This is a genomic window from Bradyrhizobium sp. WD16 (assembly GCF_024181725.1).
Taxonomy (GTDB): Bacteria; Pseudomonadota; Alphaproteobacteria; order Rhizobiales; family Xanthobacteraceae; genus Bradyrhizobium_A.
This window is the reverse complement of record NZ_CP028908.1, coordinates 40,889-60,003: the sequence shown is the minus strand read 5'-3', so window position 1 is coordinate 60,003 and position 19,115 is coordinate 40,889. Positions and strand designations below refer to the sequence as shown.

The 19,115-nt window shown below is 64.6% G+C and carries 16 protein-coding genes; 10 read left to right on the top strand and 6 right to left on the bottom strand.

The window, feature by feature from the left end; genetic code table 11:
* Positions 1-20 precede the first annotated feature (20 nt).
* Entirely contained in the window at positions 21-2,378 is a 2,358-nt protein-coding gene (locus DB459_RS00255; RefSeq protein ID WP_253710651.1) for a TonB-dependent siderophore receptor, read from the bottom strand.
* 39 nt (positions 2,379-2,417) lie between these two features.
* Entirely contained in the window at positions 2,418-2,924 is a 507-nt protein-coding gene (locus DB459_RS00250) for a hypothetical protein (RefSeq protein ID WP_253710647.1), read from the bottom strand.
* Positions 2,925-3,058: 134 nt separating this feature from the next.
* On the opposite strand from DB459_RS00250, the gene DB459_RS00245 reads away from it, so the two are divergent.
* Together DB459_RS00245 and DB459_RS00240 are read left to right on the top strand one after the other, a co-directional pair.
* A complete protein-coding gene (locus tag DB459_RS00245; protein WP_253710643.1) occupies positions 3,059-3,718 on the top strand; it encodes a substrate-binding domain-containing protein in 660 nt (219 codons plus the stop codon).
* 130 nt (positions 3,719-3,848) lie between these two features.
* Entirely contained in the window at positions 3,849-4,526 is a 678-nt protein-coding gene (locus DB459_RS00240) for a transposase (RefSeq protein WP_253710639.1), read from the top strand.
* Between the two features lie 180 nt (positions 4,527-4,706).
* Here the strand turns inward: DB459_RS00240 and DB459_RS00235 are convergent, their stop codons facing one another.
* Complete coding sequence (locus tag DB459_RS00235; protein ID WP_253710636.1) at positions 4,707-5,189, bottom strand: hypothetical protein; 483 nt, start codon at positions 5,187-5,189, stop codon at positions 4,707-4,709.
* 401 nt (positions 5,190-5,590) lie between these two features.
* On the opposite strand from DB459_RS00235, the gene DB459_RS00230 reads away from it, so the two are divergent.
* The 7 genes from DB459_RS00230 (at position 5,591) to DB459_RS00200 (ending at position 15,276) form a co-directional block, all read left to right on the top strand.
* Positions 5,591-7,375 (top strand): autotransporter outer membrane beta-barrel domain-containing protein, encoded by a 1,785-nt coding sequence (locus tag DB459_RS00230; RefSeq protein ID WP_253710632.1) that lies wholly within the window; start codon positions 5,591-5,593, stop codon positions 7,373-7,375.
* Between the two features lie 810 nt (positions 7,376-8,185).
* Positions 8,186-11,404, top strand: a complete 3,219-nt coding sequence (locus tag DB459_RS00225; RefSeq protein WP_253710628.1) for a PAS domain S-box protein — start codon at positions 8,186-8,188, stop codon at positions 11,402-11,404.
* Entirely contained in the window at positions 11,397-11,852 is a 456-nt protein-coding gene (locus tag DB459_RS00220; RefSeq protein ID WP_253710625.1) for a response regulator, read from the top strand. Before DB459_RS00225 ends, DB459_RS00220 begins: the two co-directional genes overlap by 8 nt.
* A gap of 287 nt (positions 11,853-12,139) precedes the next feature.
* On the top strand, positions 12,140-12,919 hold the full coding sequence (locus DB459_RS00215) for a PAS domain S-box protein (protein WP_253710623.1): 780 nt from the start codon (positions 12,140-12,142) through the stop codon (positions 12,917-12,919).
* 122 nt (positions 12,920-13,041) lie between these two features.
* The gene (locus DB459_RS00210; RefSeq protein ID WP_253710620.1) at positions 13,042-14,343 is read left to right on the top strand and encodes a TadE/TadG family type IV pilus assembly protein; all 1,302 of its coding nucleotides are present in this window, start codon (positions 13,042-13,044) and stop codon (positions 14,341-14,343) included.
* Between the two features lie 3 nt (positions 14,344-14,346).
* Complete coding sequence (locus tag DB459_RS00205; RefSeq protein WP_253710617.1) at positions 14,347-14,847, top strand: TadE/TadG family type IV pilus assembly protein; 501 nt, start codon at positions 14,347-14,349, stop codon at positions 14,845-14,847.
* A 3-nt stretch (positions 14,848-14,850) separates the two neighbouring features.
* On the top strand, positions 14,851-15,276 hold the full coding sequence (locus tag DB459_RS00200) for a TadE family protein (RefSeq protein ID WP_371926833.1): 426 nt from the start codon (positions 14,851-14,853) through the stop codon (positions 15,274-15,276).
* 12 nt (positions 15,277-15,288) lie between these two features.
* Here the strand turns inward: DB459_RS00200 and DB459_RS00195 are convergent, their stop codons facing one another.
* Positions 15,289-16,023: a type II secretion system F family protein gene (locus tag DB459_RS00195; protein ID WP_253710611.1), complete on the bottom strand. Its 735-nt coding sequence runs from the start codon at positions 16,021-16,023 to the stop codon at positions 15,289-15,291.
* A gap of 79 nt (positions 16,024-16,102) precedes the next feature.
* On the opposite strand from DB459_RS00195, the gene DB459_RS27305 reads away from it, so the two are divergent.
* The gene (locus DB459_RS27305) at positions 16,103-16,234 is read left to right on the top strand and encodes a hypothetical protein (protein WP_256519242.1); all 132 of its coding nucleotides are present in this window, start codon (positions 16,103-16,105) and stop codon (positions 16,232-16,234) included.
* 508 nt (positions 16,235-16,742) lie between these two features.
* Here DB459_RS27305 and DB459_RS00190 read toward each other — a convergent pair.
* Both DB459_RS00190 and DB459_RS00185 read right to left on the bottom strand, forming a co-directional pair.
* Positions 16,743-17,663: a type II secretion system F family protein gene (locus DB459_RS00190; RefSeq protein ID WP_253710609.1), complete on the bottom strand. Its 921-nt coding sequence runs from the start codon at positions 17,661-17,663 to the stop codon at positions 16,743-16,745.
* 43 nt (positions 17,664-17,706) lie between these two features.
* Positions 17,707-19,113 carry a CpaF family protein gene (locus DB459_RS00185; RefSeq protein WP_253710606.1) on the bottom strand — a complete coding sequence of 469 codons (1,407 nt, stop codon included), beginning with the start codon at positions 19,111-19,113 and terminating at the stop codon, positions 17,707-17,709.
* Between the last annotated feature and the right edge of the window lie 2 nt (positions 19,114-19,115).

The following is a 19,115-nucleotide window of genomic DNA, read 5'->3' as shown; positions in this document are numbered from 1 at the left end:
GTGGCTCTCTCGTTCGGTTGCTAATACAACCAGCTGATTTGACCATAGACCGCGCGAGGGGCACCGGGCGCGACCTGTCCGCCAAGCCATGTGTAGGGGACGAAGTACTTCTCCCCGGTCAGGTTCTTGACGGTCAGGAAGGCACGAACGTGATCCGTCTCATAACCAATCTTGCCATCAACCGTGTAATAGCCGGCGGTCTGCCAGAGGTTGGCATTGTCGACATACTGGCTCGACGCGAACGTGATCCCTGCTCCGAGGCTCACGCCGGGCAGCGCCCCCGGATCGAACTTGTAGTTGGCCCACAGCCGGCCGGTGTGTTGCGGGACGAATGGCAGCTTGGTTCCGGCTGGAATGACCGCCCCGGTGAAGTCAAGAAACGGCTCGGCAAATACGGCATCCGTGAAGCCATAGCTGCCCAGAAAGCTCCAGTTGGTGTCGGGTTGCCAGATCGCGTCAGCTTCGAAACCTTTCGATTTTTGCATCGTCAACCCGGCGACGCCGATCGCCAGGGTGACGGGAACGTTGGTGCGATGGATTTCGAAGACCGATAGATTTCCGGAAAACTGCTTGTTGATGTTGAACTTCAGTCCGGCCTCGACCTGGTCCGACAGTTCCGGGGCGGGTCGGGTGACCGCCGTCGTGAACCCCGCCCATTTCATGCCTTCGCTGTAGCTTGCATAGGCCGACAAGCCCTGAACCAGGTCGACGACGAGGCCGGCGCGTGGCAGCGCTCTGGTCGTATCGGTAACGAATGTCGTGGGAACGGGCCGGGCGCTTTCGGTATAGGAGATGTCGAGATTTGCCAGTCTCACGCCGGCGAGAAGATGCACGCGGTCATAGAATGACGATTGCAGTTGGGTATAGGCGCCCTTGGTCTCGTACGAGTTCTGGAAGTCGAAATATTTCGCGAACTCGATACCCGCTGCCGGGGAAGGCCGCGTGTATGGCACGGTGAAGGAAGGGTTGGCCAGGTCGACCGTCACCGGGAAGAGACAAAGCCCCAACAGGAAGCAGTTGTTTCCCAGGCTGTCCGCCGTCATCGCCCCGCGATCGCTGACGCGGCTGTAGTCGCCGCCGACGAGCAGCGTATGGGTCGAGGGCCCGATCGCGAATTTCGCCTGAAGACTCGGATTGATCGTGAATTCCTTCTGCTCCTGATACATCTCCATGTTCTGGAGCAGCCATGTCGACGGGGGAAAGGCAGGTACCGCGCCGGTGAAGTCGCCTCCCCAGATGTTCTGGGACATCTGATCGAAGCTGGACTGGCTCCATCGCGCCTTGACGTTGGCGGAGAGGATCGGGTTGAACTGGTGGTCAAGCGTCGCCGTAACGCTTTCGGTCTTCGAATAGCTCGGCTCAATCGATGACGGACCGATGAAGAGGTCCTGCCGAACCCTGAAATCCCCCAGCAAAGTGCCGTAGACAGGCAAGCCCTGATAGGCCTGTTGCTGTTGCTTTGAAACCTGTCCCTGAATGGTGAGCCTGGTGTCTTCGTGATTGGTCAGCGTCAGGGTCGGGTTGATGTTGTAGCGCTTCGATTCGATGACGTCGATGAAGCTCTTGTTGCCGGTGTACTCTCCAGTGATGCGGAACAATGCTGTCTTGTCGGCGTTCAGAGGCTGATTGATGTCGAAGAACGGATTCCAGTACTGGCGACTGCCGAGCCTGACCCCGAACTCGCCGCTCGCCTTGTCCGTCGGAAGCTTGGAGACGACGTTGAGCGTTCCGCCGATCGGCGCACCTGCTCCGCCTCCATACAGGATTGCGTTGGGGCCTTTGAGGATCTCGATGCGTTCGACATTCACCAGGCCGTCGCGGTCGCCGGCGTCGTACGGGACGACCAGGCCATCCCGCCATTGTTCGGCGCTGAACCCCCTGATCTTGATCGGATACATCTCGGCATTGCCGACGATCAAGGGATACACCGGTTGTACGTTGCTGGCATTCAACGCGGCTTCGCTGACCGATATCGCGCCCTGATCGTCGATCAGCTGTCGAGGAATGACCTGGATGTTCTGCGCGATCCGCTCGATCGCCGTATCCGTCTTCGTCGCCGACTGCGCCGACAATGCGCGATAACCCTGCACCGGCCCGGCCGTGGTCCAGGTCACCGGAAGATTCGGATTGACGATGGCGCCCGCGGGAAGCGGCGGCCCGGCCAGGGGCGGCGCCGCGGGCTGGGTCCGCTGCGGTGAGGCGGTTCGCCGCGCGGCCGACGATGCGCGCCGGGCGGGCCTTGCTCCCTTCTTGCCGTCCGGCGGATTGACCACGACCGGCGGAAGAGTGGGATCGGGCCGGGCCTGAGAGTGCGCGGATTGGGATGCGGCGACAGCAACTGCTGCCACCACACAAAGTGTGGGCAGATGACGTGACACGGTGATGCTCTCCTGGAACGCAAAGACGTTGAATTCGTCTCAAGCGTTCGAAGGTGGGCCTCGTGTCAGGCGCGGATCATGGGTTTGATAGGTTGGGGGGCTGACCGGCCGCCGGCCGGATTTTCCGGTCGCGAACCGCACCCCCGCCAGCAGCGCCACGGCTTGTCCGGGCGCCAGGCCCGACTGGGCAGCAAACGCGCAGATGTCGCAAGGTGTCTTGTGGAGCGCCGCGGGCCGGGGATCAGTGCGGTCGGTATGACCTCCGTCTGCGGCGCAGATCGATTGATCGGCCCCGCCGAAGATCAAGCCGGACGCTTCCATGCGGGAAGCGATGGCCGACGACACGATGATCTGCGACACCAACAGAAATGCCGCCGCGAGAACCGCCGCAGCGAAACCTCTTGCCTGTCGTGTCCACGTGATCACGCCCTGTCCCCCGGTAAACCATAGCGGCTCAAGGAGGGGCGAGTCCAGTGCAGTGGAGGCATGCCGCGGCAACGGACTGTTGTGGGACGCGCCTCCGCCGGCGAATGTCGCGGACGACATTCCTCCGCCAGCCGATGGCTGCGCTGCAGACCTCTTTGACAGACGGCCTCGGCCCCTTATACCTGCGCGAACGGTGCCGGGATTTTTCGAAAGCGGAGCAGTCGATGGGCGTCAAGGTCTCAGGGATTTCGTCGATGGCGACGAAGCAAATTCTCGCCGAGCTCAGCGAGGCCTATGCCAGGGCGACCGGCGAGGCGGTGGCGATCGAATCGGTCGGCGGCGTCGATGCCGCGAGGCGCATCCGCTCCGGCGAGAGTTTCGATTTCGCGGTGCTGGCGTCCGATGCGCTGGACAAGCTCGAGGCCGAGGGCCATCTGGTGGCGGGCTCGATCCGCGCCTTCGCCGCCTCGCCGATGGCGATGGCGGTGCGCAGTGGAGCGGCACGGCCCGAGGTGCTGGACGAGGCGGCGGTGCGCGAGGCGATGGCGACGGCAAGGGCGATCGGCATCTCGACCGGGCCGAGCGGCGCCCATGTCCGCAAGCTGGCGCAGGCCTGGGGCATGGAGCAGAGCGTTGCCGAGCGGATCGTCCAGGCGCCGCCGGGCGTTCCCGTCGCGGCTCTGCTGGCTCGCGGCGAGGTCGAGGTCGGGTTTCAGCAGCTCAGCGAACTCGTCGGCGCGGGCGGCATCGAGGTCGTCGGCTTGCTGCCGCCATCGATCCAGCCGGGGACGGTGTTTGCCGCGGCGATCTGCCAGAAGGCGCGAGATGCCGACCGGGCGCGCGCCTTCATCGCCTATCTCGCCTCCGCCGAGACGGCGCCGACAAAAGAGCGCCACGGCATGGCGCAGCCCTGAGCGCGGCTATCGTATTCACACGTCAGATCCGCAGCCGGCTCGCAGGTTTCGGGAATTATGGTGACGAATTATGAATTATGGTGACAGTGCACTTAATTGACGCCAGCGAACGACACGGGCAGGATGAGCCATGGCCCGTCTTGCCCGCGTCGTCGTTCCCGGTCTGCCCCACCATGTGACCCAGCGTGGTAACGGGCGGGCGCGGACGTTCTTCAGCGACGACGATTACATCCTCTACCGCGATCTGCTCGCCACTCATTGTCGCGCCGCGGAGGTCGAGGTGTGGGCATGGTGCCTGATGCCGAACCATGTGCACCTGATCCTGGTGCCGTCGGATGCGGACGGCCTGCGTCGGGCGCTGTCGCGCGTGCATCGCATCTATGCGGGGATCGTGCAGGCGCGCCGCAAGCGCAGTGGGCATTTCTGGCAGGGCCGGTTCGGCGCGGTGGCGATGGACGAGGCGCATCTCGCCGCCGCGTTGCGTTATGTCAGCCTCAACCCGGTGCGGGCGCGGCTGGTCGCGCGCGCCCAGGATTGGAGCTGGTCGAGCACGCGTGCGCATCTGCGCGGCAGGGACGACGGTGTGACCGCACGCGGGGCGGTGCGGGAGATTTTTCCTGACATCGCCGGGCTGCTGACGACGACGCCGGACGATGAGGATGATCTGTTCGCGAAGCTGCGCGCCGCCGAGAGCATCGGCCGGCCGCTTGGAAGCGACCGCTTCCTGACCCGGATCGAGAAGCTGACGGGGCGGGTGCTCAAGCCGGGCAAGCGCGGGCCGAAGCCGGCGGAATGGGAGGAGCGATGAGAGCGGCGGCGCCCGGCGCATTGCGTCGGAATTAAGTGCACTGTCACCGAAATCACTGTCACCGAAATTGGAATTAAGTGCACTGTCACCGAAATCGAAATTACGAAATTCGAAATTCGTTACCATGCGAGCGTGAGGCAAACAACGCGGTAATTCGGAGACGGGACACTAGCGAAACGGCTACTTTCCGGGTTTCTGGCAAACGCGCTTCTGTGTGCATTGCTGCTTGGTCACCGTTTGCGGCACCTTCTTGCACTTCTTGACCTTGATCACGATCGGTTTGGCGGGCGGCGCTCCGGTGGTGGACGGCGCCGGCTGCTGCGTCGGCGCCGGCTGCGCGACCTCTTCGCACACCTCCCGGAGGACGGTGACCGTGACGGGAACGCAGATATTCTTGAAAACCCACAAGATACATTCTTCCGCGGTCGGCGGCGATGGCACCACGACGTCGATGGCGAGCCGCAGGCGATCGATTCCGTCCGGATTTGGCGGCCTGACGATGCCGGCTGTGCCGATGTCGTCGATCAGGCCGGTGCTGGCTGTCCCAGGGCCGGGGCTGGACACGCTCCCGCCGAGCAGGGACGGTTCCTTCGCGGACACCGCGGTGGCCGCGAGTGCAACGGCGGCGATTACCGCAACAAGCGAACTCGATGTCTTCGCCATGATCGGCCTCCGCCGCCTTCCAATCACGTCTGTGCGCTGGCCGGTTGACATGGGTCAAGCTGTCGCGAAACGCGGCGCAGGAACGTTCCGACCCTGGCCCATTCCGCGTTTCCCGCTGACGGTTTGTCCGGGGATAATGAACCTGCCCCGCCGCGTAATACGCCGATCGACGCCTTTCGACGGCGCCGGGCGGGAACGTGATACCGCCCACCGGTTGTGGAGTATTGCGGATGCGCGCGAAAACATGGAGGATCGCGTCGGGTCTCAGGGCGGAGAGACTCGGGGGACGATCGGCTGACCATCAGCCGTTCGGTATCAGCTCGTTTCGGTATCAGCTCGTTCAAGATGCGATGGTCGGCATGCTGCAGGGATCTTCCTCGAGGAGGATTGCAAGGCGCGCGGTGATCGCGCTGTCGCTCGTGCTGGCCGCCGGCCATGTCGACGGCGCGCGGGCGCAGTCGGTTTCGTCGCTGCCCCTGCCGCCGGGCCAGATCGTCAGCGGCGTCGTCTACAAGCCGTCGTCGGCCTGTCAGCCGCCGTCGTTCGTGCCGTCGATCACCACCGGCGCGGATGCCAATCTCTATATTCTGCCGTCGTCCTGCACGGCGGTGCCGTCGTTCGTGGCGAGCGCCGCGGCCGCCATGGTCGTCACCAGCGTGCCGACCCAGTATGTGCGCTTCTACTGCCCGACCTGCTCGCCGTCGAGCGATCCCAACCGCGCCTTCATCGCCGATCCCAGCACCGTGCGCGGCCTGACGCCGGCGCAGATCAAGGACGTGCTGGCGCTGCCGGCGGTGCCGACGATGCAGACCATCGTGCTGGTGCCGGCGGGCAGCTGCGTTCTCGTCGGCATGGGCGCTCCCGCCTTCGGCGGCAGCGGCGGTCCGGCCCAGGAGTGGATCGCCGGCACGCCCAGCGGGGCGAATTGCTTCGGCCTGCAATATCTGCCGGCGACCGACTACATCAACCGGCAGGCGATCGGCGCCTATGCGCTGCTGTACGGCCCGAATGCCGGCGGCGGCAATGCCGGGGCGGTGGCCGCGGCGCTCGACCGCGGTCCCTATCCGGTGCCGTTCACCGGCATGGACGGATTGTACAAGAGCCTCGACCTGTTGAACTACGGCGATCCGGCGCCGCTGCGCGCCGCGCTGGTGCAGCTCGGCGGCGAGGTGCATGCCAGCGTCAAGACGGTGATGTTCGGCGACAGCCTGTTCCTGCGCGAGGCCGTGCTCGGCCGGCTGCGGCAGGGGCTCGTCGCCGGTGGCGGCTCGCCGATGGCGGCGCTCGCCTATGCGGGCGATCGCGAGGCGGCGTCCGCGGTGGGGGCGGCGGACGCGGCGGTTGCCGCGCCGCAGACCATGGTCTGGGCGCAGGGTGTCGGAGCCTGGGGCCGCATCGCGGGCGACGGCGATGCCGCCGGCGTCAGCCGCAATCTCGGCGGGCTGTTCGCCGGCCTCGATCACCGGTTCGGAGGCAATGGCCTCGCCGGCATCGCCGGTGGCTACACCAATTCGTCGTTGAGCATCAGCGACCGGACGAGCAGCGCCGGTATCGCGACCGCGCATGTCGCCACCTATGCCGGCGCGAGCGTCGGTCCCTGGAGCTTGCGCGGCGCGGGCTCGGCGAGCTTCAGCGCGGTCGACGCCAGCCGCAGCATCGCCTTTACCGGCTTCGTCGACGCCGCCGCGGCGAACTATCGCGCGACGACGACGCAGGCGTTCGGCGAAATCGGCTACGCCACCACGTTCGGCGGGGTCGCGGTCGAGCCGTTCGCCGGCGCCGCCTTCGTGCACCTGCAGACCGGCGGCTTCACCGAGAGCGGCGGCACCGGCTTCGCCGCGCTGTCGGCTTCCGGCGGCAGCGACGATATCGGCTATACGACGCTTGGAAGCCGCGCCGCCACGACCTGCGACCTGGCCTATGGCATGCTGCTGACGCTGCGCGCCTCCGCCGCCTGGCAGCATACCGTCGGCGGCCTCGTCCCGACCGCCGCGCTCGCCTTCGCCGCCAACGGCGCGCCTTTCACGGTCGCGGGCGTGCCGCTGGCCCGCGACGCCGCGCTGGTCCAGGCCGGCTTCGATCTGCAGGTCGGCCGGCAGGTGATCGTCAGCGTTGCTTATTCCGGCAACCTGTCCGATCGCGCCCAGGACAATTCCGTCAGAGGCCAGCTGAGCTGGCGGTTCTGATTCCAGGGTATGCCGGGCCATGATCTCGTCGCCTTTTCAGGCGGGTTCCCTCGCGCGCCCGGTCGTCGGGTCAATCCATGCCGACCTCTGCTTGATCCACCTCAATCCGGCGCCCGGTTCGGCGGGGCAACGTTATCAGGCTTCTGCCGACAGGTGCGGCCGAACCCGCCGATGCCTCGCCGGATCGGACCGAAACGATACCGTACGCAAGGCACCGTCGATGCCTTCCACTAGTGTGGCGTCTCGCAATTGCCTACCGCCTTCGCGGCAACCCTCTCGTAGGCAATTGCGAGACATACGCCACACTAGCACTTTGATTTTGCTAGTGTCCCTATGTCTCCGAATGACCGTGCGAGCGTGAGGCAAACGAAGCGGTAATTCGGAGACGGGACACTAGTGTGGTGGATCTGACGCTCGTTTCAATATTGCAGCGAGTTCTTCGAACGAGCGTCAGATCCAAAACCACACTAGAATCATAATGATGCTAGTGTCCCTTTGTTTCCAACGTTCGTATGAGCGCCTGCTGCAAAGGAATACGAACGTTGGAAACGGGACACTAGGAGGCAGGCGAACAGTCGTTGGTGTTTCGATGATGGTGACGAAGCTGCCCTTGCCGATCCGGCACCGCGGAGGCGATCGTTCCGGCGAGGAGCGGGCGCTGGTCGCGTTTGATCTTGTGCCCGGGGCGTTGTCCAAAGGTCGGCCGAAATGACAAGGCGTTCTTCCCGGCCTCCGGACCCACAGACACGACGGCGGAATAGATCCTCCGCATCGCAGCACCCGCTGCGGGAGGCCGAGGAGGCGCTGCGCGTGCCCAGGACAGGCAAGGCCGAGGCCGTTGCCGTCAGCGCTCCCGCCGCCGAGCCGGCGTCCGCGCTCAAGGGCGCCGGGCAGCGCGATCGGGCGATCGTCGACACGATGGGCGAAGGCGCGGTCACGCTCGCCGCCGACGGCGTCATCCTTTACGCCAGCCGCCGGTTCGCCGAAATGGTCGGGTGCGATCTGGCCAAGGTCATCGGCGCGACGCTGGACCGGTTCGTCGCTCGTGGCGATGCCGGAAAGGTGCAGCATCTGCTGAATCAGGCTGCCGGGGGCTTCGCCAAAAGCCGGGTCTTATTGCAGCGACCGGACAGCACGGTTTTCCCCTGCCGCCTGACGATGCGCGCGCTCGACGTCGAAGCGAAGACGATCGTCGCCGTCGCCACCGACCTGAGCGATCTGGAGATGGTGGAGGCCGAACGGGAGCGGCTGGCACGCCTCGTGGAAACCACTGAGGACGCCGTCCTCGGCAACGACCTCGACGGGAATGTCACGGATTGGAATCGAGGTGCCGAGAGGCTTTACGGCTACGCTGCGTCGGAGATGATCGGGCGCAATGTCGCCATTCTCGTTCCGCGGGAGCATCAGGACGAAGTCGCGTCGCTGGTTGAAAAGCTGGTCCGCGGCGAAACGGTCGAACGCCTCGATACCGAACGCATCACCAAAGCCGGTAAGCGGATCCAGGTTTCCCTGTCGCTGTCGGCGATCAAGGACGCCTCCGGCAAGATCGTCGGGGTCTCCACCGCTGTCCGGGATATCACCGGGCGCACGCGGGTGGAATCGGACGCGAGAGAAGCGGCGCGGTACGCCCGCAGCCTGGTCGAGGCGAGCCTCGACCCGCTGGTGACGATCAGTCCCGATGGCAAGATCACCGACGTCAACAGGGCGACGGAGGAGGCGACGGGCTACGGGCGCGAGCAGATCATCGGCCGCGATTTTGCCGATTTCTTTGTCGAGCCGGACAGTGCCCGGGCCGGTTACCGGCTTGCTCTCGCCCGAGGCCAGGTCGTCGACTATCCGCTGGCCTTGCAGCACAGATCCGGCGCCGTCATGGACGTGCTTTACAATGCCAGCGTCTACCGCGACCAGTCGGGTGCGGTGGCTGGGGTGTTCGCCGCCGCCCGCAATGTCACGGCGCGACGGCGGGCCGAAGAGTCCCGTTTCCGCGCGGTGCGGGCACTTCGGATGATCAACGCCTGCAACAACGTGGTGATCCGCGCCGTCTCCGAGGATGCCCTGCTGGCGGATGTCTGTCGGACGATGGTGGAGGTCGGCGGCTACAGGCTGGCATGGGTCGGCTACGCGCAGCAGGATGTGGGAAAATCCGTGCGTCCGGTGGCCATTGGCGGCGATGACGAGGATTACGTCCGGCAGGCCGATATTTCCTGGGCCGACGTCGAACGGGGACAGGGGCCGACCGGCACGGCCATTCGGACGGGGCGGGTCGTCGTCGCCAGGGACATTCCGAGCGACCCCAGTTTCGGGCCGTGGCGGCAATACGCCACCCGCAAGGGGTATCGTTCGTCCGCCACATTGCCGCTCGGCGCGGACGGCAAGACCTATGGCGCGCTCATGGTCTATTCGGGGGACTCCGATGCGTTCGACGCCGACGAGGTCCGGCTGCTGACCGAGCTTGCCGAGGACCTCGCCTACGGAACGGCGGCGATACGAGCCAAGGCCGCGGAGCAACGGGCCAAGCAGGAGGCGCTGCGGGCCTCGCTTTATGCCCGCGGCCTGATCGAGGCGGGCCTCGATCCGATGATCGCGATCGGCCGTGACGGACGGATCCTGGATGTCAACAAGGCGGCGGAGGAGGCTACCGGCAGGTCCCGCGCCCAGCTCATCGGGACGGACGCTTCCAGCGTCTTTACCGAGCCGGAACGGGCCCGGGCGGCCTATCTCGATGCCTTCGCCAAGGGCTTCGTGACGGATCATGCGCTGGCGATGCTCAGCTCCACGGGCAAGGTCATGGAGGTTCTCTTCAATGCGGCGATCTATCGCGACGAGAACGGCGACGTCGCCGGTGTCCTCGCCGCCGCACGGGACGTGACCGCGCTGCGCGACAACGAGCGCCGGTTCCGGACGCTTTTCGAGCAGGCCGCGGTCGGCAACTCGATCACCGCCATGACCGGGGAGATCACGGCGAATGCCGCATTCTGCAGGATGCTCGGCTATGCCGACGAGGAGCTCAAGGGCCGGAGATGGCAGGACATCACCCACCCCGACGACATTGACGCAACCCGCAAGGAGATCGATGCGCTGGTGTCGGGCACGCGAGATTCGATACGCTTCATCAAGCGCTACCTCCACAAGAACGGCTCGGTGGTCTGGGCCGACGAGAGTTCGCGGATCGGGGGCCGGGACGTGGACGGACGGCCGACCTACCTCGTCACCAGCGTGGTGGACATCAGCGGGCGAAAGCGGGTCGACGAGGAACTCGCCAGGCACCGCGAGCATCTCGAAGAACTCGTGAAGGTTCGCACCGCCGAGCTCACGAAGGCCAATCAGGATCTGCAAGCCGCCAACGTCGAGCTCGAGGCGTTTTCGTACTCGGTCTCGCACGATCTTCGGCCGCCGCTCCGGGCGATCGACGGCTTTTCCCGCCTCCTGGTCGAGGACTACGGCGACAAGCTCGACGATGAGGGCAAGCGCATCATCGGCGTCGTCCACGACGGCACCGTCAAGATGTCGCGCCTGATCGACGACATTCTCGCATTCTCGCACGCCAGCCGCCAGCAGATGACCCCGGTCGCGGTCGATATGGAGACATCGGCGCGTTCCGCGTTGGACGAATTGAGGCCGGTCACCGCCGGTCGGAACCTGAAGATCGACATCAAGCCGCTGCCGCAAGCGCGCGGCGATGCGGCCATGCTGCAGCGCGTCTGGATCGGTCTCCTCGACAACAGCATCAAGTTCACCGCACCCAAGCCCGAGGCCGTCATCGAAATCGGCGGCAAGGTCGAGGCCGGCGAAGCCATCTACTGGGTGAAGGACAACGGCATCGGCTTCGACATGCAATACGCCGGCAAGCTGTTCGGCGTGTTCCAGCGGCTTCTCGGGCCTGACGAATACCCCGGCACCGGAATCGGGCTTGCCATCGTCAAGCAGATCGTGACCCGGCACGGGGGGCGGGTCTGGGCGGAGGGCAGGCCGGGCGAAGGAGCCAGCTTCTATTTCGCCCTGCCTTCAAGGGAGGCTGAAGATGCCTGATCCGAATGCAGACTTTGACATCGTTTTGATCGAGGACAATGCGACAGATGCCGAGCTCTTCATCCGCGTCCTGAAGAAGCGTGGTCTCGCCGATCGCCTGATCTGGCTGAAGGACGGCCGCGAAGCGCTGGATTTCTTTTTCCGTCAAGGCGCTTATGCCGGGCGCGATGCGACCAGCAGGCCCACGGTGATCTTCCTGGATATGAGGCTGCCCAAGGTGGACGGCCTGGACGTCCTGCGGACCATAAAGACCGAAGAGCGATTGAAGTCCGTGCCGGTCGTGGTCCTGACCTCGTCCACGGTGAACGGGGACAAGGAGGAGGCGTACAAGCTGGGCGCCAACAGCTACGTCAACAAACCGGTCGATTTCGAATCGTTCGCTTCCGTGATCGAGGTGGTCGCGCGGTACTGGCTGGAGGTGAACAGTCCGCCGGCCAAGCCGCGGTGAGGTCGCACTGGGCGCCGATGTTGCCTTGGCCGCAGGGTCCGGTTGCAATTCAACGGTACTCGGTAATACTACCGCGCGTTGACGATGAATAACTAATCGATCACAAAGAGAGCTGAGCCGGCCCGTACGGAACCCGGCACGCCACATTTCCTGCGCCGGGTCAATTCTTGCGCTGGGTCAATGTCGCGGAGGCAAGCCGGCCTACCTATACACCGAATGATCGACCATCGCGGAGGCGGGCAATGCCAAGCTCAGATGGACATCAGATACACCATACCGATGTCAAAGTGTTGATCCTCGAGGATTCTCCCGCCGATGCCGAGCTGATGGAGCGGACGCTTCGAAAGGATGGCCTCGCGATCGCGACCCGGCGGGTGGAAACCAGGGAAACCTTTACGGCCGCGCTCGACGAGTTCAAGCCGGATATCGTGCTGGCCGATTTCAAGCTCCCGAACTTCGATGGCTTCTCGGCGCTCATCCTCGCGCACGAGAAGTCGCCGGATTTGCCGCTGATCATCGTCACCGGCGTGCTGAACGACGAGGCGGCTGTGGACCTGATCAAGTCCGGTGCCAACGATTATGTCCTGAAGGACCGGCTGTCGCGTCTCTCATCGGCGGTGAGCCGGGCGTTGTCGGAGGCGGCGAATGCCGCCGCTCTCCGCAAGCAGAAGGAGGCGACGCGCGCGGCGGAAGCGCGGCTCGGGGCCATCGCCAATTACGCGCACGACGCCATCATCACGATGGATTCGGAAGGCGTGGTGACGTTCTGGAACCCGGCCGCCGAACGGATATTCGGCTATTCGAGCGCCGAAGCGGTCGGCAGCCATCTGCACCGGCTGGTGGCCGCCCCGGGGGATCTGCCGTATGTCGTCCATGGGCTCGCCGATTTTGCGAAGACCGGGACAGGCCCGATGGTCGGGACGCCGCGCGAGGTCACGGCGCTGAAGAAGGGCGGCACGCCATTCCGGGTCGAGTTGTCGATTTCCGCAGTCAAGCTCGATGGAAAATGGAGTTCGATCGGGGTGGTGCGCGACCTTCAGGAGCGGCCGAAACTCATCCAGTTGTGATCGCCGTTTCGCTTGACGCAGATCAACAGGCCGCCGGCACAGTGAAATAGCATTAATGCCGTCGGATGGACATCTGTCTCAGCCGATGGAAACCGAGACGCGCGACAGGCGGCGACAGCGGGATGTTTCGTGGCGTTGACTGGATATCATTCCTGGCTCGGCAGTTTCGGCAGTCCCGCGATGGCGCCGTTGCCATCCAGGTCGCGATCCTCGCGGTCGTCCTGATCGGCGCGAGCGCGCTGGCCGTTGAAATCGGCTTCGTCTATTACAAGCAGCGTCAGATGCAAGCGGTCGCGGACGCTGCGGCAACCGGCGGTGCCGTCGCGCTCTCCGATCCGACGCCCGACCCGGTCGGCGAAGCGCGCTCGATTGCCGGCCGCCTGAATTTCGTCAATGGCGTCGACGGCGTCGCGGTCACAGTCAACCATCCGCCGCTGCATGGCGCGCTCGTCGGCGATACGAGCGCGGTCGAGGTGATCGTCCAGCAGCCCCAGACATTGGCGATGGCGAACCTGGTGACCGGCACGTACGGCGGGGGACCTCACGTCTGGACGGTGTCGGCGACGGCGGTGGCGAGCGCAAACCGCGCGGGCAGCTCCTGCATCATCGCGCTGGACAGCGGCGTGTGCACCAGTACGCCGGCGATCACGATCAGGAATAATGCCATCATCCAGCCGCCGCCGTGCGGTCAACACTGCGGCATCGCCGTCAATTCGAGCTGCAACAATGCGCTGGTCGTCTACGAGAACGCCGAGATCAACGCACCGGTCTGGGTGAACGGGCGCTGGCAATTGAAGAGTAATGCCAAGCTGAACTGCACGCCCAGGACGCAAGGCGCGCCGCGCGTCCCGGATCCCTACGCCGGCGTGGTGTTTTCGACGGCCGGGCTGGTGACGCGAACCCAGCCGGGCAATTGCAGCACCTGCAATCTCCTGCCGGGCTATTATCCGGCGGGACTGAGTTACAGCAACCGCCAGACCCTCAATCTGGCGCCGGGCACCTATTACATCGGCACCCAGCTCATCCTGCAGAACAACGTCACGGTCAACGCCACCGGGGGGGTCACGCTGGTGATCGATGGCAACTATGCCATCTCGATCGGCAACAATGCGCGGCTGAACGTCACGGCGCCGACCAGCGGGGCGACCAAGGGCATCGCCATCGCCAGCATCCGGACCGCGAGCCCGACGGTGACGCAGACCTTCAGCAACAACGCCATCCTGAACGTCGACGGCGCCATCTATTTTCCGAACCAGACCGCCTATTTCAGCAATAACGCGACCATCAACCTGACCGCCTGCAATCAATTGATCGCAAAGCGGATCGACTACCAGAACAACGCCACCCTCAGCGATACGGGGTGTCCTTCGGTGGGCGGCACCCCGGTGGCCGGCGGCAGCGGCGTCGTCCAGCTGATGGAGTAGGTCATGCGTCCCGCCACGCCCAGATCGGCACACCGGTCGCGACGCGGCAGAGCGGGAGCGGTCGCGATCGAATTCGCGTTTGCCTCGCTTCTGCTGGTTCCGCTGGTCGTTGGCACGGTCGAACTCGGCATGGCGGTGTATCAGAGCATGCAGGTGCATGCGGCCGTCGAGGCGGGCGCGCTCTACGCCCTGTCGAACGGCTGGGACGAGACGGGAATTGCCGCGGCGGTGGAGCAGGCCTTCGGCAGCACGCCGTCAAATCAGGTCACGGGCGTGACCGCCACGCCGCCCCCCGCCCATTTCTGCGGCTGTCCGACCGGAAGCAACGTCGCGGATACGGGCATGGTGCCGCCCTGCACAGGCTACCCGAATTGCGCCAACGGCAATCCGCAGCACGAATATATCGAGATCAGCGCCTCACTGACCAGGACGTCGGTGATTCCGAACTCGGGCCTGGTGCTGCCCGCGACATTTTCGGCCAAATCGATCGTCAGATTGAATTGAACAATGATGCGCAGATCTCGACGTCGATCGATCGTTCGCCGCCGCGGGGCCGCCGCGATCGAGTACGCGATCGTGCTGCCCGTGCTCCTGATGTTTGTGCTCGGCATCATCGATACCGGGCGGTTGCTCTGGACCTACGCGACGATTTCCAGGGCGGCCGAAGCCGCCGCGCGCTGCGCGGCGATCAGCGCCGCCGTTCCGACCGCCGTGACCTGCGCGACCGTCGCGGCAACCCAGAATTACGCCGTGGCCGCATCGTGGGGACTGAACGTCGCGGTGTCCGCGTTTTCGGTCAGCAATCCGGCGTGCGGGATGCAGGTTCAGGCGAGCTATGCCTTCGACAGCATCATGTTCCGAATGGTCGCGCCGCCCTGGAAGACCATCCAGCTCAGGGCGACCTCATGCTATCCGTTTAAGCCGCCGGCCTGAGCGGCAAGTGCCTCAGCGCCGCGAGAACGCGTCGATGAGCTGCAGGGCGGCGGGGCCGCCGACGACCAGAAATATGGTCGGCATGATGAACAACATCATCGGCACGGTCAGAAGGGCAGGGAGCTGATTGGCGCGTTCTTCCAGCTGGATCAAGGCGTCCGCGCGCATTTCCGCGGCGATCACGCGGAGCGCCTGGGCAAGTGGCGTACCGTAGCGCAGCGACTGGCCCAGCGTCGTGACGACCGATCTGATGCTCGGCAGCTCGACGCGGTCCGCCAGGCGCGTCAGCGCCTCGTCCCGGCTCGGCAGAATCTGCATGTCCGCCGACGTGATCGCCAGCTCCTCCGCCAATGCCGGCCGGGAATGCCTGAGTTCGTTCACCACACGAACCAGCGCATTCTCGAGCGAAAGACCGGCATCCACGCACACCACCATCAGATCCAGAGCTTCGGGCATCGAGGCGGCGACGGCTTTGGCCCGCCGCGTCGCACTCATCTGGATCAGGATGGCCGGAAGCAGCCACCCCACGGCGAGGCCGATCACGACGGCAACGAACGCGCCGACTGCGAAATACGATGACGAGCCGAAATGTCTCACCGCAAGAAACAAAAGCAGAGCGAGACCGATCGCGGTGGCGATCCTGCTCACGATGAAGGCCGATGCCGCGTAAGTCGCGGGAATGCCGAGCATGGCCGCTCGTCGGATCACCTCGATCTGATCGCGCTCGGAGAGGCCGAGCCGGCGCAAGCTGGCCGGTCGTTTCTCCTTCTCCAGAGAGCCAGCTTTTGGCGCTGGCGCGACCGTCTCGGGGATTTTGACCAGATCGATGCGCCGCGCGATCGCTTCGCGGCCGATGCGAATGCTCGATGCGATCAGGATCGCGCCGCTGACGGCGAGCGCGATCGCCGCGAAGATCGCCAGCAGCGCCGGCGCCAGGGTGAACGATGTCGACATCTGATCTCACACCTTGGTTCGGCCAGAGCGGCCCAGAGCGAGACTGTTCGCAGGAGGGAGCGCGTCAAAGCCAGATGAACTTCGGAAAGCGGGCACTAGTGTGGCGTCTCGCAATTGCCTACCACCTTTGCGGCAAGCCTCTCGTAGGCAATTGCGAGACATAAGCCACACTAGAACTTTCATTTAGCTAGTGTGGCGTCTCGCAATTGCCTATGCCCTTTGCGGCAAGCCCCTGTAGGCAATTGCGAGACATAAGCCACACTAGCATTTTGATTTTGCTAGTGTCCCTATGTCTCCGAATTACCGTGCGAGCGCGAGGCAAACGTAGCGGTAATTCGGAGACGGGACACTAGTGTGGTGGATCTGACGCTCGTTTCAGTATTGCAGCGAGTTCTTCGAACGAGCGTCAGATCCAAAACCACACTAGAATCATAATGATGCTAGTGTCCCCTTGTTTCCAACGTTCGTATGAGCGCCTGCTGCAATGGCATACGAACGTTGGAAACAGGACACTAAGCCTCCGTCACCCTGCGCATCAGTCTGCGCATGATAAAGATCCCGGTCGAGAGCAGCCCCACGGCCGCGCCGACGACGAACTTTCCGCGAGGATCGTACAGCAGCGGCGCGACATAGGAGGGATTAAGGACCATGAGGGCTACGATTGTCAGAATCGGCATCCCACCGAGGACGTAAGTCGAGATCCGCACTTCCGCCGTCGCCGCAATCGCCTTGAGGCGCACGGCGCGTCGCTTGCGGATGACATCGGCGAGAATGTCCAGCGTCGCCGCGAGATTGCCGCCCGTCGTATACTGCAGCGTCACCGCGACCGAAAAGAACCGCAATTCCTGAATGCCGAGCCGCTCGCTCACCATGTCGAGTGCCTTTTCGAAGGGCACGCCGACGTCGACCTGTTCGGCGATCAGGGCAAAGACCGTGCTGAACGGCGGCGGCGATTCGGTGGCGACCACACGCATCGCCGAGACGATCGGCAGGCCCGATCGCAGCATGCGGACGATCATGTCGATGGCGTTGGGAAACAGATCCATGAACTGACGCTCGGCCTGCGCCTGCTCGCGCTTCAGGATCTGGCGGGGAACCAGCGCAAAGGCCAGCGCTGCGAGCGCAATTGCCAGCGGGGAGGAATGGCCGAGGGCGCGGTAAGCCAGCAGTCCGACGACGGCGGCGGCGACCGTCGCCAACGCCAATATCTTGCCCCCGCCGCTCCGCATGCCCCAGCGATAGGGCAGGCCGACGCAAAATAATCGCCGCGTCGCCTCGTCGATCCACCCCGGTGGCCTGGTCCGCGGCGGCGCGGTGACAGTCTCGGCGGCGGCGACCGGAGCCGTGATGGCGATCAGGTCGACGCGATGGGCCAGGCTCGACCGGTCCGACCGCCCCATTCTGTAGGCGACGATCAGAAGGCAGCTGCTCACGATCAATAGCAGAACAAAGCCAATCTGAAGCTGGAGCATGCGATCAGCGTTCCCGTTCCTCTAGGTTTTCGCTACGGGTACCGAGCGTATCCAGGAAGGCCTGAGCCAGGCCGAAATATTCCATCCGCCCCAGGAAACGCGGCCGCGCCGGTGACGCCTTGAATGTGCCGCGAAGAGTGCCGTCGGGGTTCTCGCCAAGGAATTTGAACTGGAACAGGGTCCCCAGGGAGATCGTCTCCGCCTCCAGCCCGGCCACATAGGCGACCTCAACGACCCGGCGAACGCCGTCGCGCATGCGTTCGGTGTGAACCAGGAGGTCGATGGCGCTGACGATCTGTCCGCGGATCGCACGTAACGGAAGATTGGCGTTGGCCATCAGGATCATGTTCTCGATGCGCGCCAGCGCGTCGCGGGCCGAGTTGGCGTGGATCGTCGACATCGAGCCGCTGTGGCCGGTGTTCATGGCCTGCATCATGTCGAACGCCTCGCCGCCTCGGACCTCGCCGAGGATGATGCGGTCGGGCCGCATGCGCAGGCAATTCTTCATCAGGTCGCGCTGGGTGACTTCACCGTGGCCCTCGATGTTGGGCGGACGTGTCTCGAGTTGGATGACGTGAGGCTGCTGCAGTTGCAGCTCGACCGCGTCCTCGATGGTGATGATGCGCTCGCCCGGATCGATCATGCCCGACAGCGCGTTGAGCACCGTGGTCTTGCCCGAGCCGGTGCCGCCGGAGATGATGATGTTGAGGCGGCAGCGAGAGCAGATCTCGAGCGCGCGGGCGAGTTCGCTCGACACGGTCCCGAGTTCGGTGAATTTCGAGAATTCGACGATGTTGCGCGAAAATTTGCGGATCGACACGCAGGTTCCCCTGAGGCTCAACGGTGCGATGATGACGTTGACCCGGCTGCCGTCGGCGAGGCGCGCGTCAAGCATCGGACTCGATCCATCGACGCGCCGCCCGATGGACGACGCGATGCGCTGCGCGACATGCAGGACGTGGGCGTCGTTGCGAAATTGCAGCTTGACCAGCTCCAGCTTGCCCCGGCGCTCGACGTAGATCATGAAGGGGCCGTTGACGAGGATGTCGGAGACCGATGTGTCCCGGAGAAGCGGTTCGAGCGGCCCGAGCCCGACCATCTCGTCGACGATATGGACCGCGAGGGTGTCCTGCTCTTGCTGGTTCAGCGTCAAGCGCTGCTCGCTGGCGATTTGCGCGACCATGTGTTGAACACGGGTCGTCAGCTCCTCGCGGGTGAGTTGCACTGCGACGCCGGGTTCGATTTTCTGCAGGACTTGCTCGTGAATGGCATCGCTGGTGGTCGTTCCCGGTCGAAGGGTCTCCGGTTCGGGGCGGGCCCGCGCAGGCGGTTGCGGCACCAGCAAGGACGGGGGAGGAACGGTGTCTTCCTCGGTCAGCGGCAGCTCACCTTTTTTTCCGAATGAGGACATGG